Origin of the sequence: Collinsella sp. LCP19S3_H3 (assembly GCF_052119145.1) — a bacterium.
In the GTDB taxonomy this organism is placed as follows: Bacteria; Actinomycetota; Coriobacteriia; order Coriobacteriales; family Coriobacteriaceae; genus Collinsella.
The window spans coordinates 37,295-52,502 of record NZ_JBQKFW010000007.1 but is presented as its reverse complement, the minus strand read 5'-3'; the positions used below and the strand labels follow the sequence as shown (position 1 = coordinate 52,502).

16 protein-coding genes are annotated in these 15,208 nt (G+C 61.3%); 9 read left to right on the top strand and 7 right to left on the bottom strand.

Annotated features, from left to right (window positions below):
- Positions 1-31 precede the first annotated feature (31 nt).
- On the bottom strand, positions 32-655 hold the full coding sequence (locus ACTQZF_RS05195) for a hypothetical protein (protein ID WP_427718884.1): 624 nt from the start codon (positions 653-655) through the stop codon (positions 32-34).
- 163 nt (positions 656-818) lie between these two features.
- Here ACTQZF_RS05195 and ACTQZF_RS05190 point away from each other — a divergent pair, with 163 nt between their 5' ends.
- Together ACTQZF_RS05190 and ACTQZF_RS05185 are read left to right on the top strand one after the other, a co-directional pair.
- A complete protein-coding gene (locus ACTQZF_RS05190; RefSeq protein ID WP_055252380.1) occupies positions 819-1,106 on the top strand; it encodes a PTS sugar transporter subunit IIB in 288 nt (95 codons plus the stop codon).
- An 11-nt stretch (positions 1,107-1,117) separates the two neighbouring features.
- Complete coding sequence (locus tag ACTQZF_RS05185) at positions 1,118-1,492, top strand: VOC family protein (RefSeq protein WP_427718886.1); 375 nt, start codon at positions 1,118-1,120, stop codon at positions 1,490-1,492.
- A gap of 294 nt (positions 1,493-1,786) precedes the next feature.
- Here the strand turns inward: ACTQZF_RS05185 and ACTQZF_RS05180 are convergent, their stop codons facing one another.
- From ACTQZF_RS05180 to ACTQZF_RS05170, 3 genes are read right to left on the bottom strand one after another with little or no spacing between them, the layout of a single operon-like run.
- Positions 1,787-3,082: a sensor histidine kinase gene (locus ACTQZF_RS05180; RefSeq protein ID WP_441554719.1), complete on the bottom strand. Its 1,296-nt coding sequence runs from the start codon at positions 3,080-3,082 to the stop codon at positions 1,787-1,789.
- Complete coding sequence (locus ACTQZF_RS05175) at positions 3,066-3,851, bottom strand: response regulator transcription factor (protein WP_441554718.1); 786 nt, start codon at positions 3,849-3,851, stop codon at positions 3,066-3,068. The genes ACTQZF_RS05180 and ACTQZF_RS05175 overlap by 17 nt, the downstream gene beginning before the upstream one ends.
- 18 nt (positions 3,852-3,869) lie before the next feature.
- A complete protein-coding gene (locus ACTQZF_RS05170) occupies positions 3,870-4,412 on the bottom strand; it encodes a DUF4342 domain-containing protein (RefSeq protein WP_441554717.1) in 543 nt (180 codons plus the stop codon).
- Between the two features lie 556 nt (positions 4,413-4,968).
- Between ACTQZF_RS05170 and ACTQZF_RS05165 the strand changes: the two genes are divergently transcribed.
- Together ACTQZF_RS05165 and ACTQZF_RS05160 are read left to right on the top strand one after the other, a co-directional pair.
- On the top strand, positions 4,969-5,208 hold the full coding sequence (locus ACTQZF_RS05165) for a hypothetical protein (RefSeq protein WP_441554716.1): 240 nt from the start codon (positions 4,969-4,971) through the stop codon (positions 5,206-5,208).
- Positions 5,209-5,293: 85 nt separating this feature from the next.
- Complete coding sequence (locus tag ACTQZF_RS05160; protein ID WP_441554715.1) at positions 5,294-6,019, top strand: metallophosphoesterase; 726 nt, start codon at positions 5,294-5,296, stop codon at positions 6,017-6,019.
- A gap of 15 nt (positions 6,020-6,034) precedes the next feature.
- On the opposite strand, the gene gluQRS is transcribed toward ACTQZF_RS05160, so the two are convergent.
- The gene (gluQRS, locus tag ACTQZF_RS05155; RefSeq protein WP_441554714.1) at positions 6,035-7,045 is read right to left on the bottom strand and encodes a tRNA glutamyl-Q(34) synthetase GluQRS; all 1,011 of its coding nucleotides are present in this window, start codon (positions 7,043-7,045) and stop codon (positions 6,035-6,037) included.
- Between the two features lie 525 nt (positions 7,046-7,570).
- On the opposite strand from gluQRS, the gene ACTQZF_RS05150 reads away from it, so the two are divergent.
- Complete coding sequence (locus ACTQZF_RS05150) at positions 7,571-9,514, top strand: DUF2207 family protein (protein WP_441554713.1); 1,944 nt, start codon at positions 7,571-7,573, stop codon at positions 9,512-9,514.
- Positions 9,515-9,787: 273 nt separating this feature from the next.
- Here the strand turns inward: ACTQZF_RS05150 and ACTQZF_RS05145 are convergent, their stop codons facing one another.
- Positions 9,788-10,429 (bottom strand): GNAT family N-acetyltransferase, encoded by a 642-nt coding sequence (locus tag ACTQZF_RS05145; RefSeq protein ID WP_441554712.1) that lies wholly within the window; start codon positions 10,427-10,429, stop codon positions 9,788-9,790.
- 277 nt (positions 10,430-10,706) lie between these two features.
- On the opposite strand from ACTQZF_RS05145, the gene purH reads away from it, so the two are divergent.
- Together purH and ACTQZF_RS05135 are read left to right on the top strand one after the other, a co-directional pair.
- A complete protein-coding gene (purH, locus tag ACTQZF_RS05140; protein WP_427794233.1) occupies positions 10,707-12,314 on the top strand; it encodes a bifunctional phosphoribosylaminoimidazolecarboxamide formyltransferase/IMP cyclohydrolase in 1,608 nt (535 codons plus the stop codon).
- 278 nt (positions 12,315-12,592) lie between these two features.
- Positions 12,593-13,303, top strand: coding sequence for a hypothetical protein (locus ACTQZF_RS05135; protein ID WP_441554711.1), 711 nt, complete (start codon positions 12,593-12,595; stop codon positions 13,301-13,303).
- Positions 13,304-13,321: 18 nt separating this feature from the next.
- Here ACTQZF_RS05135 and ACTQZF_RS05130 read toward each other — a convergent pair whose 3' ends face one another.
- On the bottom strand, positions 13,322-13,885 hold the full coding sequence (locus tag ACTQZF_RS05130; protein WP_441554710.1) for a PucR family transcriptional regulator: 564 nt from the start codon (positions 13,883-13,885) through the stop codon (positions 13,322-13,324).
- Between the two features lie 132 nt (positions 13,886-14,017).
- On the opposite strand from ACTQZF_RS05130, the gene ACTQZF_RS05125 reads away from it, so the two are divergent.
- Both ACTQZF_RS05125 and ACTQZF_RS05120 read left to right on the top strand, forming a co-directional pair.
- On the top strand, positions 14,018-14,359 hold the full coding sequence (locus ACTQZF_RS05125; protein WP_229770595.1) for a hypothetical protein: 342 nt from the start codon (positions 14,018-14,020) through the stop codon (positions 14,357-14,359).
- A 170-nt stretch (positions 14,360-14,529) separates the two neighbouring features.
- Positions 14,530-15,201 carry a response regulator transcription factor gene (locus ACTQZF_RS05120; RefSeq protein ID WP_427728526.1) on the top strand — a complete coding sequence of 224 codons (672 nt, stop codon included), beginning with the start codon at positions 14,530-14,532 and terminating at the stop codon, positions 15,199-15,201.
- Positions 15,202-15,208 lie beyond the last annotated feature (7 nt).

Sequence of the window (15,208 nt, the reverse complement as noted above, 5' to 3'; positions counted from 1 at the left end):
GTAAGACTAGAAGTCTAGCACAAGCCGTCCGTTACGCGTTGACGGCCATCGAGTGTTGGCCCGACTTCTCGAGGAACTCTTGGAACTTTGCCTCGTCGCCCTTGTTTTGGTACTGCAGGGCCAGCAGGTACTCCAGTCGGCAGCGCTTGACCGGGTCGTTGCCGACATCCTCGAGCATGCGCTCCAGCTCGGGAATGTCGTTGTGGCGCTTGAGGATCATCGTGTCGTACATCAGCTGGCATTCGTGCGCGACTGCCTCGGCTTGGCCACCCTCAAAGCCCTTGATCTCGTGCAGCAGCTCCTTGGACTTTTTGCGGTCCTCCTGGCCAACGTAGTAGTTAAAGGCCTTGATCACCAGATCGACGCGCTGCATCTTGGGCAGGTTGAGCCCCAGCAGCAGGTCAAACATCTCGTCGGCGCGCTCGTGGTCCTCGCGCAGCAGATAGGAGTTCAGGCGCAGGTAGTCGCGGTTGTAGCGCGGGTACAGCATGCTGGTGAGTTTGCCGTCGAGCAAACGATCGAACTCGTCCCACTGTTTGGCGGCCATGAGCCGCTGCAGGCGTTTAAACGTGGTGCGTTTTTTGATGCTAAAGAGCAGCGACACGGCGATACAGATGACAACGACGACGGTCCAGAGTGTGCGGGAATCGGGCATATTGAGCTCCTCGGTCGCTCGTAAAACAAGCGGTATGACAAAACGTACTAGATGTATTATACGCAGCGTGCAAGCAAACTGGCACAAAAGTGCATCGAGGCCGAGCGCCATCGCTCGCTGCGGTACACTTACCTAAAGTAAACCATGAAGGGAGACATTACCTATGAAGAAGATCGTTTTGGCTTGCGGTGCTGGCGCTGCTACTTCCACGCTCGTTGCCCAGAAGGTCGCCACCATGCTCGACGCCAACGGTTACGCCGGCAAGTATGAGATCGTGCAGTGCGCCATTTCCGAGGCCAAGGACGCTTGCGACGAGGGCGCCGACCTGCTGATCGCCACCACCGTTGCCCCCGAGGGCCTCACCTGCCCGTACGTGAGCGGCGTGCCCTTTATGACCGGCATGAACCGCGTCGCTGCCGAGAAGGCCGTTCTCGACGTCATGGCTCAGTAGACGCTGCCTGTATGAACGAGCAGAACGCCAACCCGGTCGAGCTCTTTGGCATGCGCGTTGCCCATGTGGGCATTAACGCCACCGACCCGGCAGACGCCCTGGAGATCGCGGAGCTGTTCTCGACGATGATGGGCCTGCCCGTCAGCGAGACCCCGATTTCGTACTTTAACGACTCGCTGGTCGAGATCATGAAGCAGAACGGTCGTGGCGCCAAGGGCCACATAGGCTTTGCCGTCAACGACATCGATGCTGCCGAGAAGTGGTTTGCCGAGCACGGGCTCGAGGTCAACGAGGAGTCGCGCGTGCTGCTGCCCGACGGCGGCACCAAGCTTGTGTACTTTAAGCGCGAGTTCGCCGGCTTCGCCGTGCACCTGTGTCGCGAGTAGCGCGCAAGCTGCTATAACGAAAAAAGGGATAGGGCCGCATGGCCCTATCCCTTTTTTATGCCGAGGGGTCGACCTTTTGAGGGGACATGAAATCGGGGTCTAATACTTTTCCCGAGAAGTGAACGAGCAGAATTGGACCCCCGAAGCATCGACACTTTGAGGGTACCGTTTCCTGCGGTTTTGATGCTGGAATCCTGCGACTTTCCCGTCGAAAAATGTGGATGCTTCAGGGGTCCAAATACGCTCGTTCACTTCTCTGGAAAAGTATTAGACCTCGATTCACGAGGGGGCTTCCTACCGTGGCAGGCGAATCGTAAAGCGGCTGCCGACGCCCTCGACCGAGGTCACGCCAATGGCACCGCCATGGCTATCGACAATCCACTTAGCAATGGCAAGCCCCAGGCCCGAGCCCTGCGCGCCGGCATCGCGTGCGTTGTCGGCGCGGTAGAACCGTTCAAACACGTGAGCTGCGGACTCCTGGTTCATACCGATACCCTCGTCCTCAACACTTATGTCGATCGCGCCCGTGCCCGTATCGGGAGTTATGGCAAACGTGACGGTCGTTCCCGCGTTCGAATACTTGGCGGCGTTCTGCACGATCACGCGCAGAGCCTGCTTCACAAGCGCCACGTCGACAGGTGCGTCGCAGCGCGGATCGTTGGCAAATGCAGCGTCAAAAGCCAGCCGATACGTGTGCGCGGCGTCGATCATCTGCGATTCCCCGCACACCTCGCCGGCCAGTGCGGCCAGGTTGGTATGCGCACGCCGCAGGACCGTGCGCCCGGCATCGCCGCGTGCCAAAAACAGCAGCTGCTCCACAAGCTCCTGCATATGCTCGCTTTCGGCCTTGAGGGACGCGATGGATTCCGCCAGCACGTCCGGGTCGTCTTTGCCCCAGCGGTCGAGCATGTTTACGTAGCCCTGAATCACCGCGATGGGCGTGCGCAGCTCGTGGCTTGCATCGTTGACAAAGCGCATCTGCTGCAGCTTGGCCTCTTGCATCTGGCGCAGTAGCCGGTTGAGCGCGACCTCGATGCTTGCCAGGTCGGCGTCGCCGGTGGTGACGCTCGGCGAGTCGACACTCGCGCGCTCGATGGCCTGCTCCAGTGTTTCCATCTTGCCGCCGGAGAGTTGCATGCGGCCGAGTTCGTCCACGCGCAGGGCCAAGTCGTTGAGCGGTGCCATGGTGCGGCGTACGCGCCTCGCGCCGCCGAGCATGTTGAGCACGCTGATGACCTGCCAACCCACAACGACAAAGTAGAGAGGCCATAGCGCGACGAGGTCCTGCGCGAGAGGGAAAGTCTTGGTGGTACGCGCAAGCTCGACGGTATAGGTGAGCGTTGTCAGGTCCCAGTCGCGCGCGGGCTTCAGCGACATGCCGTGAACGGCGGCGCTGGGGATCCATCCTGCGGTAAACGCGCCTTCGGGCAGCGTCTGGTTGTATCCATAGACGAGGATCGCCGCCGCAATCACCATCAGCAGCAGATCGAGCCAGACGTAGCTCATCAGGCGGCGCCATATATAGCTCCAGTTGATGGCGCGGGCGATGGAGGTGACACGCTTGGCCTCGGCGTTACGCACGGCAGACATAGCCCACCCCGCGCACGGTCTGGATGATGCGGGCGCCGCCGGCGTCCTCGATCTTGGCACGCAGGTGCGCGATGTGCACGTCGACGTTGTTGGTGTCGCCCACGTATTCGTAGCCCAGCGCCTCGTGCGCGATGCGCTCGCGTGTGAGCACGGTTTCGGCATGTGTCATAAGCAGGGCGAGAACGTCGAACTCGCGGGCCGTGAGCGCGATGGGCGAGCCGCCGACCGTGACTTCGCGGCGGTCGGGGTCGAGCACGACCGAGCCCACGGTGAGCGCGGCGGGGGAGGGCGAGGCAGCGGTCTGGGCCGTGTCGCTGGCCGGGGGTATCGCAGCGGCGTTCTCGGCCGTGCCACCCGCCATACCCGCCCCGGCGCCGGCGCCGCCAACGCCCGAAGCCGCCCGCACGGCCTCCGCGCGCTTCAGCGCCACGCGAATCCGTGCGAACAGCTCCTCAATCGCAAACGGCTTGGTCAGGTAATCGTCGGCACCGGCATCGAGGCCGGCCACCTTGTCCATCACGGCATCGCGCGCGGTGACCATAATCACCGGCACATCCTTGTGCTTGCGGACACGCCGCAAGACCTCCATGCCGTTGAGCTGCGGCAACAGCACATCGAGCAGAATCAGATCGTAGTCGCGCTCCAGCGCTAGGTCCACGGCGGTGCGGCCGTCGGCGGCGTGCTCCACCTGGTAGCCCTCGTGCTCCAGCTCGAGCGTCACAAAGCGGGCGATTTTCTCCTCGTCCTCTACGATCAGGATCCGTGCCATGCGTGTCCCCGTCTGCGATTACTTGTCGTCGTTCAGGTTTTGCTTGATGTCGTCCGCGGCGTCGGCGGCGTGATTCATAAGGTTGTTGATGCTGCCGGGCACGTCGCCGTCGCTATCGATGCGGTAGCGCATGCCAAAGAACAGGCCAATCAGCATGAGCCATATCGTGGCGCCCCAGGCAAACAGGGCGACGATGGGGATCAGAATAGGGATGTTGAGGATGATGGCGTCGCGGCGCGTGGCGATAAACTTGGTGTCCAGGCTCAGGCGGAAGAGCTTTTTGAGGTACTCCCACACGCTGTCCATCTTCTTGGAAAAGTCAGTCTTTTCGCTCGACTTCTCGTAGGCTGCCTGCGCGGCGACCATCTCGGCCGAGGGTTCATCGACCGGCTCGGATTCGGTGGCGGCGTGCGCCGATGTGGTCTGGGTCTTGCCTTGCGACTCGAGCCAAATGATGGCATCCAGAACGTTGCCGTCGGTGGCGTCGAGCGCGGCCTTGGCATCGGTGTAGCTCACGTTGCACTTGGTGCGGATGGTTTCAACTTTTTCGAGGTCGTCCATGACCTGTCCTTTCGTTCGATGGGCACGACGCCAGGCGATCTGCCCGGGCGCGAGCGTTGCGTTCGGCGATCTGCGTTGCGCGGCGCCGCCCCGCCCTTGGTCGAACTTTATAGTGCAGGTTATAGATTAAGCGATTCTTGAGCCAAGATTAATGTTGGATGAGTTTTTGGGTGGTGTGGGGGAGGAAGAGGTGCCCTTCTGGGTAGCTAGCAGCGAGGTCTAATACTTTTCCCGAGAAGTGAACGAGCTAAAACGGACCCCCGAAGCATCGACACTTTAGAGGTGCCGTTTCCTGCGGTTTCGATGCTGAAATCCTGCGATTTTGCCGACGAAAAATGTGGATGCTTCAGGGGTCCAAAAACAGACGTTCACTTCGCGGAAAAGTATTAGACCTCGATAGCGGGGGATGGAGTGCCGGTGCAAAACGGCGTTAAGGGTTGGTCGAGCAGGTGGTTTCTCCATTGATGTCCGCACGACATGTGACACTTACCCTGCCGCCCTGCTCTGCCGCGGCGGCATGTACCCAAACAACGGCCCTCTAAGGAGTCCGATATTGATGAGTGATAACACCAAGCATCTCGCAAAGAAGTGCGTCAAGGACGTGGGGCCGTGCCTCGCGCTGTGCGTGGTCGGCGCAGCGGTCGCGCTGTTGGCTGTTCTGGGACCATTCGACGTGCTCCGAAGTGCCGGTTCTCTGCACGTTTGCATGGCCCTTGCCGGCGCTATTATGACCGGCGGCGTGCTCGATCTGGTTTTTTGGGTGCTTGACCCGTTTGGATGGAAGAACGAGGGGTAAGCCCTAAGGGATGGAAGGGCTGGAACGATTGGCTTAGTGATCGTGCAGAATGTGGGCTAGCTACTTACGGGGAAGCGGTGATCCGATGACGGTCTATGTGACGGGCGATATTCACGGCGGCCTCGACATGCAAAAGCTGCGCGACTGGGATCTTGGGGATAGTCTGACGAGCGAAGACTATCTGCTTGTCGCCGGCGACTTTGGCTTTCCGTGGGATTTCTCTGCCGAGGAATGCGCCGACATCGCCTGGCTGGAATCGCGTCCCTATACCGTGCTGTTCGTCGACGGCAACCACGAGCGTTTCGATCACTGGGCGGAGCGTCCCATGGAGCTGTGGCACGGTGGGCTAACGCAACGCCTGTCGGACACCTCTCCCATACGGCGCCTGACGCGCGGCGAGGTTTTTGAGCTCGACGGCTCAACGATCTTTACCATGGGCGGCGCCACGAGCGTGGATAAGGAATACCGCATTCCCTATTCCAGCTGGTGGCCACAGGAGCTGCCGGACGAGCGCAACTTTGAGGAGGCGCGGACAAAGCTCGACAGCGTGGGCTGGAAGGTTGACTACGTGGTCACCCATACCTGCTCTACGCGCATGCTTTCGCCCACGCTCTATCCTGCGCCCGGCTGGAATTGCCCCGACGTCGACCGACTTACAGCATTTTTCGATGAGCTGGAAGACCGCTTGGATTACAAGCGTTGGTACTACGGGCATTTTCATCGGGATGCCAACCCTGCCGAGCGCCATACCGTGCTCTACGACTGCATCGTTCGCTTGGGCGACGAACTCCAGCCCTGGGACGTTGCGTAGGGGCGAGGTATTTGGCTACTCGGCCGTTACGGTGATGTTCTCGCGGTGCGCGCGGATGACATTCCAGCTAAAGTGCTCGACCAACTGCTCGGCAGAGCGCGACGTGGTGTCCGGCGCGATGCCCGTTTGCCCGGCGAGCCATCCCATCAGTGCCTCGGGCGTGCCAAAGCGTGCGCGTAGCTCGCCCAGGTCCAGATCGCGGTCGCGCTTGGAAAGGCGGCGGCCGTCCGGCGACATGAGCAGCGGAATGTGCGCGTAATGCGGCGTGGGAAGTCCCAGCAGATGTTGCAGGTAGATTTGGCGGGGCGTGGAGCCCAGCAGGTCGCATCCGCGCACGACCTCGGTGACGCCCATGGCAGCGTCGTCGACCACCACGGCTAGCTGGTAGGCAAAAACGCCGTCGCTGCGGCGCACCAAAAAGTCGCCGCACTCGGTGGCGAGTGCCTCGCATTGGGCGCCGTACGTACGGTCCACGAATTCGATCACGTCGCCGGCGAGGTCATCGACGGTAGGCACGCGCAGACGCGTGGCCGGGGCGCGCAGAACGCTGCGGCGGGCGATCTCTTCGACAGAAAGGTTTCGACAGGCGCCGCGGTAGATGGGCGTGCCGTCGCTGGCATGCGGCGCGCTCGCGGCGTGGAGTTCGGCACGCGTACAAAAGCAGGGATAGGTGAGGTCGACGTCATTCAGCCGGCGCAAGGCGCTTTCGTACAGGTCCAGACGATCGTGCTGGTAGTAGGGGCCTTCGTCCCACTCAAGCCCTAGCCAGGCCAGGTCGTCAATCAATTGAGCGGCAAGTTCCGGGCGCTTGCAGCGATCGTCCAGGTCCTCGATGCGCAACACGATGCTGCCGCCCTGGCTGCGGGCCGAAAGCCACGAGCACAGGCAGCTGAACACGTTGCCCAGGTGCATGCGGCCCGAGGGCGACGGGGCAAAACGGCCTACGACAGGTACGGGAACGGAGGCGGGCGGCGTTGTTGGCGCGTTCGCGGCGGGCGTTGCTATGTTGCGTGCGTTGATATCCATGCGGACGAGTATAGCGCGGGGCGCGATGGGGAGGCGTCACTGTGGTCCGCAAGTTGTCGAGGCCCCGCATTGCGTATGGTGGGCCGCAGGCTCGATGCTTTGATTCCTGTCGATCAGCTCAGTACCTTAGACAACAGAAACCCCGGCAGCTCTTCGCAACTGCCGGGGTTTCCGCGGAAAAGGGGGACATGATCCTCGAGCGAACGGCAAAGGGGCAAACCAGTTTCGCTCAACTGCTTTATGCCCCTCGGCTGACGGCTCAATCAGCGCGTGCCGCGCCCACACAAAGCTGCTACACCTGTGACGGAGCTGTGAAGTGGTATCTATTGCTGGCGCGGGCCATGCCAAGGGTGTCCCTCATGACTAGTCATTTAAGAACGTCCCCAATGACTACCCAATGATTAGCTGCTGGCGGCAGGCATGACTTTCATCCCGTTTGGCGCTCCGGTCGCCTAGATGTTCGTCATGTGTACCCGCAAACGTGGGACAATGGCGCTGTTGGTTTTACAGACAAAGGATGTGCCTATGAACGCCCCCGTTGCCAATGCTTGTCGGCAGCGCTGCCCGTTTGCGCGATTTGCTTCCATTTGCGCACTCGTCGCGTGCGTGCTGCTGCTGTTGCCCGCCGTTGCACGTGCCGACGGGTATTCCATGACCCAAACCTATATCGGTGCCACGGTTGAAGCCGATGGGTCGCTGACCGTTGTCGAGGGACGCCAGTTTGATTTCGACGACGACATCAACGGCGTGTATTGGGATATCAATACGGGCACCAACCAACAGGGTGGTACGGCGGGTGTCGATGTGCTGAGCGTCGAGGAAGATGATGCCGCGTTTAGCAGGGTTGACTATGCAAACAAAGGCGACAACGGCGTCTATACGGTTGAGCAGTCCGACGGCGGCGTAAAGATCAAGGTGTTCAGCCCCCACGAGAGCGGCGACAGCGCGATCTATTACGTGAGCTACACCATGACCGGTGCGGTTATGAACTGGTCCGATACCGCCGAGCTCTACTGGAAGTTTGTGGGCGACGGCTGGTCTGCGGACTCCGATGACGTCGAGATGGAAGTTTACTTCGCAAATGCCGCTGCCGGAACGGCGGCCGTCAAGGGCGATAACTTCCGTGCGTGGGGCCACGGTCCGCTCACGGGCGGCGTGTCGCTCGACGCGGACGAGCCCATGGTCACCTATACCATACCCTGCGTGCATCAGGGCGAATTCGCCGAGGCGCGCATCGCCTTCCCCAGCGATTGGGTGCCGCAGCTCGCCGCCTCGGGCAAGGAACGCATGTCGACAATTCTGAGCGAGGAGAAGGCGTGGGCCGAGGAGGCCAACGCCCGCCGCGCTCACGCCCGCATGATCGCCAATGCACTTGCCGTGGTTAGCGTTGTCGCGGCGGTGGCCTTTACCGGCACAATCGTCGTGCTCAAGTTGCGCAAGCGCAAGCCCAAACCGCTGTTCCAGGACGAATACTTCCGCGACGTGCCCTCGGCCGACCATCCCGCCGTGCTTTCGGCCCTCATGAGCTGGAACGAGGTGCCCGATCAGGCATATATCGCCACGCTCATGAAGCTCACCGACGATCGCGTGATCAAGTTAGAGGAGGCAATCGCGACCAAGGGCAAGAAGGGCCTGCTCCGTCGCGAAAAAGAGGAGCAGACGTATCGTGTGACGGTGAGCGATGCGGGCTGGAAGTCGGCCAAGGGCATTGACCGCATGGTGCTCAAGGTCTTCTTTGCCGGTGCTAAGCCCGACGAGAACGGCGATCGCTCGCGCACGTTTGACGAGCTGCAACACTATGTTAAGCAGCACGCTACGCCCGTGGGCGACAAGCTCAAGGACTATCAGAGCACCGTTAAGGGCAAACTGGCCGATAGCGAGTACGTTGCCTCGGACGGCATTGTCGCAATGGTGTTTTGCCTGGTTCTTGGTACTCTGATCGCCTTTGTTCCCGTGGGATCCATCTTCTTTACCGACGGCGCACAGGTGAACATTGTCGCCGCGGTTATCTCGGTGCCGATTGTGCTGGTGGGTATTGGCGTGGGCCTTACGTTCCGCCGCCTTACGCCGGAGGGCGCCGAGGTGGCGGCTCGCTGCAAGGCGCTCAAGCATTGGCTCGAGGACTTCACGCGTCTAAAGGAAGCCGTCCCCGGCGATCTGGTGCTGTGGAATAAACTTCTGGTGATGGGTGCGGCGCTGGGCGTTTCCAAGGAAGTTCTGCGTCAGCTTGCCGAGGCCGTGCCGCCCGAGGTGCGCGAGGCCGACGGCTTCTACGACAATTACCCCTGCTACTGGTGGTACTACCATCACTACGGAAACCAGTCTCCGCTCGATTCGTTCGATGGCGTGTATCACGAGAGCATCCGTGAGCTGGCTTCGAGTTCCGATAGCTCGAGCGGCGGCGGCGGTGGTGGCTTCTCGGGCGGCGGGGGCGGCGGCGTCGGCGGAGGCGGCGGCGGAACGTTCTAGCGGTCCTAAATTATGGGATGGGCTTTTCTCGGCAGCCGTCGGGGAAAGCCCATCCCCTTTTTATGCGCCAAAATGCGCCGATCTTTTACTTTTGCCCACCGCTATTTGCAGACTCCTCTATAGGGTGATGCCAGCGAGGGTTTCGGTGACTCTTTTGTTCAAGACTGTCCCCGGCGACTAGTCATTTAAGAACGTCCCCAACGACTAGGTGTGGTTGCTGCCAAGGAGTGTCCCGGGGTGCCGGCACAAAGGGGACGTCCCTAACTGCCGGTTTTAGGCTGTCAGGTCGAGTTCGTAGAGGAAGCTTTCGCGCGGCATGTCGTGGCGGCGCTCTTCGCGGCTGGCGTGGTGCGTGGCCGTGCGCTTAAAGCCGTGCAGCTCGTAGAACTTCCACGAGCAGTTGGAGTCGGTATACAGGTGCGCTCTCGACGCTCCGCGCGAGGACAGGTGCGAGACCGCGGCATCGAGCAGAACCGAGCCAACGCCCAGGCCGTGGACATCGCGATCCACGGCAAGCAACGTGACCTCGTTGTCATGCGGCAGCGGGCTGCTCTCGAGCAGGCGGTTGTTGGTCCGAATGGTGGCGCGCACAAACGAGAGATACTCGGCACAGGCATCGGGCTCCAGCTCACGCATCTGCGACAGCAATGCGCGTTCGGTATCCATCCAATGCTCCTTAACGGTGGCGCCGCTGCTTTGCCCCGCACGTGCGAGTGCAATGCCGCGCGCCTGGCCGTCGATTACGGCGACCTGCGAAAACGTCGATGATGAAAGGCAATAGGCAAGATCGCACGCGGCCTCAAGGCGGTTGTACTTTTCGTTATCCGAATTGTTATGCCAAAGCTGCTGCAAGATCAGCGCGATGGCGTCGAAGTCTTCGGTATCAAACGGTCGGTAGAGAACCCGCGAGACCATAGTGCCTCTTTCTATTGCGGATGCATATCGAGCACAGTTCTACCATGCCGTTGGCATCTAATTATGGTGCCCCTGTGTTCCATCAACTCACCGTGTCTAGTGGCGCTCCTGCAACCCCCGCTCGCAAGCTTTTTCTGCACATGCGCCCGTTACGGGGTGCATCGATGCGCTCGATGCGCTACATTGAATCAGTATTTTCAATGCCGCTGCGCGAGCGCTGCAGATCGACGTATCACCGACTCACAGAGCACGGCGGCGTACCAGACAGGAGGACTGCATGGGATCTGATGTGAAGATCGCACGCGCGTTGATCTCGGTTACCGATAAGACGGGCGTCGTCGATTTCGCACGGACGCTGGTTGACGACTTTGGCGTCGAGATCATCTCTACGGGCGGCACGGCTCGTGCCATCGAGGACGCGGGCGTTCCCGTAACCCCCATCGAGGAGTTCACGGGCTATCCCGAGATGATGGACGGCCGCGTCAAGACGCTGCACCCCAAGGTTCACGGCGCGCTGCTGGCTCGCCGCGATTCCGAGCAGCACATGCAGGAGGCAGCTCAGCACGGCATTAAGCTGATCGACCTGGTCGTCGTCAACCTGTACGAGTTCGAGAAGACCGTCGCCAACCCCGAGGTCACCTTCGCGGATGCCATCGAGCACATCGATATCGGTGGCCCCTCCATGCTTCGCTCTGCCGCCAAGAACGCCGCGAGCGTTACCGTCATCTCCGACCCGGCCGACTATGATGCCGTCCTGGCCGAGATGCGCGAGACCGGTGGCTGCACCACGCTTTCCACCCGTCGTCGCCTGCAGGTGAAGGTCTACCAGACCACCGCCGCCTACGACACGGCTATCTCCCGTTGGCTTGCTGCCCAGGCAAGCGACGTGGCGGACACCTCTGCCAAACTCGAGGTCTCGCTGGAGAAGGTCGACGACCTGCGCTATGGCGAGAATCCTCAGCAGAAGGCTACGGTCTACCGCTTTGCCGATGGCTGCGAGAACTCCGCGAGCTCGCAGTTCCCGCTCGTGGGCTCCGAGCAGATTCAGGGCAAGCCGCTCAGCTACAACAACTATTTGGACGCCGATGCCGCTTGGAACCTGGTTCGCGAGTTCGACGAGCCTGCCTGCGTGATCCTCAAGCATCAGAACCCCTGCGGCTCCGCCGTTGCCGAGGATATCACGGCTGCCTACGACCGCGCCTTTGCCTGCGATCCCAAGAGCGCTTTCGGCGGCATCATCGCCTGCAACCGCGAGGTTCCCTTTGAGCTGGTTGAGCACTTTGCCGATCAGAACAAGCAGTTCGTCGAGGTCATCATCGCCCCGAGCTACACCGCCGAGGCGCTCGAGCGCATGGCCAAGCGCCCCAACCTGCGCGTGCTGGCTACCGGCGGCGTGGACCACGGCGCCAAGGTGGAGCTGCGCTCCATCGACGGCGGCATGCTGGTGCAGGAGGTCGACCACGTGATCGAGGACCCCGCGACCTTTACGTTCCCCACCGACCGCAAGCCCACCGATGCCGAGATGGCCGAGCTTGAGTTTGCCTGGAAGGTCTGCAAGGGCGTCAAGTCCAACGCCATCCTGGTCTCCAAGGGTAAGGCCGGCATTGGCATGGGCCCGGGCCAGCCCAACCGCGTTGACTCCGCACTGCTTGCCTGCGAGCGCGCCGAGGACTTCTGCGAGCGCGAGGGCGTGGAGAAGGGCGGCTTTGCCTGCGCAAGCGACGCGTTCTTCCCGTTCCGCGACAACGTCGACGTGCTTGCTGAGCACGGCGTGACCTGCATCATCCAGCCCGGCGGCTCCAAGCGCGACGACGAGAGCATCCAGGCCTGCAACGAGCATGGCATCGCAATGGTCTTCACGGGCGCCCGCCACTTCCGCCACTAATGATCGTTGCGCGGTTTTACCAAACCGCGTAACTGCTCGACGCTGCGCCGGCCCCAAGCACCTCATCTCGCCGCTCAAACCGTCGCTCGCGTACAGAAGTACGCGTCGCTCCTCTTTCGCGGCGACCTGAGGCACTTGGGTCCGGCTCGCTGGCTTATGCTCCACCAGCGGTATTTGCTCGCCCCGAGCTAAAGCTATCTATTGCCGTCCGTGCCGGTTGGTGCGGGCGGCTTTTTTGGGTATAACGGTGCGGTGTATGTTTTTGAGAAAGGTTGGATATGGCCGTTGTGGATGATGCCGAGCTGTTTGGCAATGCCGAGGACCAGCGTGCGTACGAGGACTTTTGCGCCAATCAGGAGGCGGTCGAGAAGTTTACGCTCGACAAGCCCGCGCTTGTCTGCCGTTGGCGCATGTCCAACAAAAAGGTGCCCATGCTCAACCGCCACATTCGTGCGCTGTCCGAGCGCCTGGTGCAGGGCGAGCCGCTCACCCATAACATGCTCAGCTGGGCCAAGCAGCACGTTGAGTGGTCGCTTGCCGAGGGCGATTACACCGCGCGCGACGGCGTGCTCATGCTGGTGATCGACGTTAACGGCAATGCCGCCATGACGGTGGGGGAGTACGAGCCGCTGGCCGATACTTCGGCCAAGGCGCTGCGTGCCCGCTCCGCCGAGGCCCGCTCCGAGGCCGACGAAACCGGCGTGGCGCCCGAGCTGCTCGCCGCCGTCAACAACGGCGAGCTGGTCTTTGTGGCACCGGCGGACGAGTGCCTGTGTGGCACGGCGACGCTTATCGAGCAGCTGGCCCAGACCAAGGGCATCCCGGTCACGCGCGTGGACATTCCCGCGCAGCTCAAGGGCGCGCTGTTCCTGGTGAGTGACGAGCACGGCGTGGTTCCTGCCGCCGAGACGGACGCCGCCGAGTCCGACGCCGCTACGGTTGCCTTCTTTGCCGAAGGCTACGAAAAGCTCCGTGCCTGCCGCTTCTAACCTCAAGGCGGGGTGGGCTTACTGAAGCGAGCGAGCGCGTTCGATGGCGTAGGCGAGCGACAGCTGCTCCATCTCCGGGGCGCATTTGTAGCTCAGTCCGGTGAGAGCTGTCACCTTATCGAGGCGGTACCGAATCGTGTTCGGGTGCTGGCTCGTCTGCTTGGCGGTTCGCTCGATACGTCGGTCGTTCTCGATGAATGCGGCGAGCGTGGATTCCAGTTCGCTGCCATGCTCACTGTCGTGCTCGCGTATCGGCGAGAGAATCGCCTCCGAGAACGATCGCATCTCCGGGGTTTCCGCAAAAGGCATCACGGTTTTCAGGATGCCGAGCTGCGTATAGCGGACGGGACCCTCGGCTCGTTGACAAGATAGGCGCTGTGCGTAAATCGCCTGTGAGATCGCCTGCGCCACCGCCTCGTCTCCAAACAGAATATCGCTGATGCCGAGCCCTTCCGCTCCGCCATCGATACCGCTAACCTCGACGAGCTCCGTGAGCGCCTGCACGATTCGCTCCACATCGAGCGTCTGCTCCGAGTCGCTTGTCGCTACGAATAGCAGACCTCCGTCATAGGGTGCCAGCATGTTGTGGCATCCGGCGAGGGTCGATTTTGAACAGAGACGTTCGATTTGCAAAAACGTACGCGGGTCGAGGGGCTCTGCAAACGATGCGAACAGGGCGACCGCTTCGTCCAGAAAGGCATATTCAGCGAGTCGGTGGCGGAGTTGATTCTGGGTAACGCTTCCGTGATCCTTGAGCGCAGCCGTCGCATCGTCCGTCAGAACCTTGCTGTTCTGGAAAAGTGGGTCGAGAGCGAGCCGCACCTGTCGTTCGTCAAGCCCGAGGCGGGTAGCACCGCACTTGTGTATTACGACTACGATATCGACTCCAGGACGTTCTGCACCGACATGATTAAGAAGTCCGGCGCGCTCGTCACCCCGGGCGATTGCTTCGAGGAGCCCAAGAGCATGCGTATCGGCTATGCATACTCCGATAACACCGACGACCTGCAGAAGGGCCTGGATGCCATCTCTGCGTACATGCGTACACTCGAGTAGAGGCTCAAGGTCGAAGTGATGGGGCCGATCGGTTTAGGACCGGTCGGCCCCTATTTTCTCTCAAGGCTACCGAACGCTTTTGTCACATTAGGTGCCCACGGGGTCGTATCGCTGCGACGCCGTGGGCATAATGGTGTGGAAGGTGCAAGTTGCGCGAAATGGGAGGACACATGGCGCTGATCTATGTCGTTGAGGACGACGAGCGCATTCGTCGTGAGCTTGTCGACATCCTTGCCCGCGCCGGGTTTGAAATCGAGGCCTGCGAATCGTTTGAGCATGTCTCGCGCGATATCCTTGCCGCCGCGCCCGACCTGGTGTTGCTCGACCTCACGCTTCCCGTCAAGGACGGCCAACATATCTGCCACGAGGTTCGCCGCGAATCCGAGGTTCCTATCATCGTCCTCACGTCGCGCACGACCGAGATCGACGAGGTCATGGCCATGACGCTTGGCGCGGACGACTTTGTTCCCAAGCCTTACAGCGCCCGTGTGCTCGTGGCGCACATCAATGCGTTGCTGCGCCGCACCGCGGCGGCGGGCGATCGCAGCACGCTCGTCCACAAGGGGCTGGAGCTCGACCTCGCCCGCTCCATGGTCACCAATACGGCAACCGGCGACAGTACCGAGCTCACCAAAAACGAGCTGCGTATCCTCTCGCTGCTCTTGGGCCGCGCGGGCAAGATTGTCTCGCGCTCGGCTATCATGCAGGACCTGTGGGACTCCGACGCCTTCGTGGACGACAATACGCTCACCGTCAATATCAACCGCCTGCGCACCACGCTCGAAAAAATCGGCATCAAGGGGTATTTGACGACGCATCGCGGCCAAGGCTATTCGGTCTAGGGGCCGG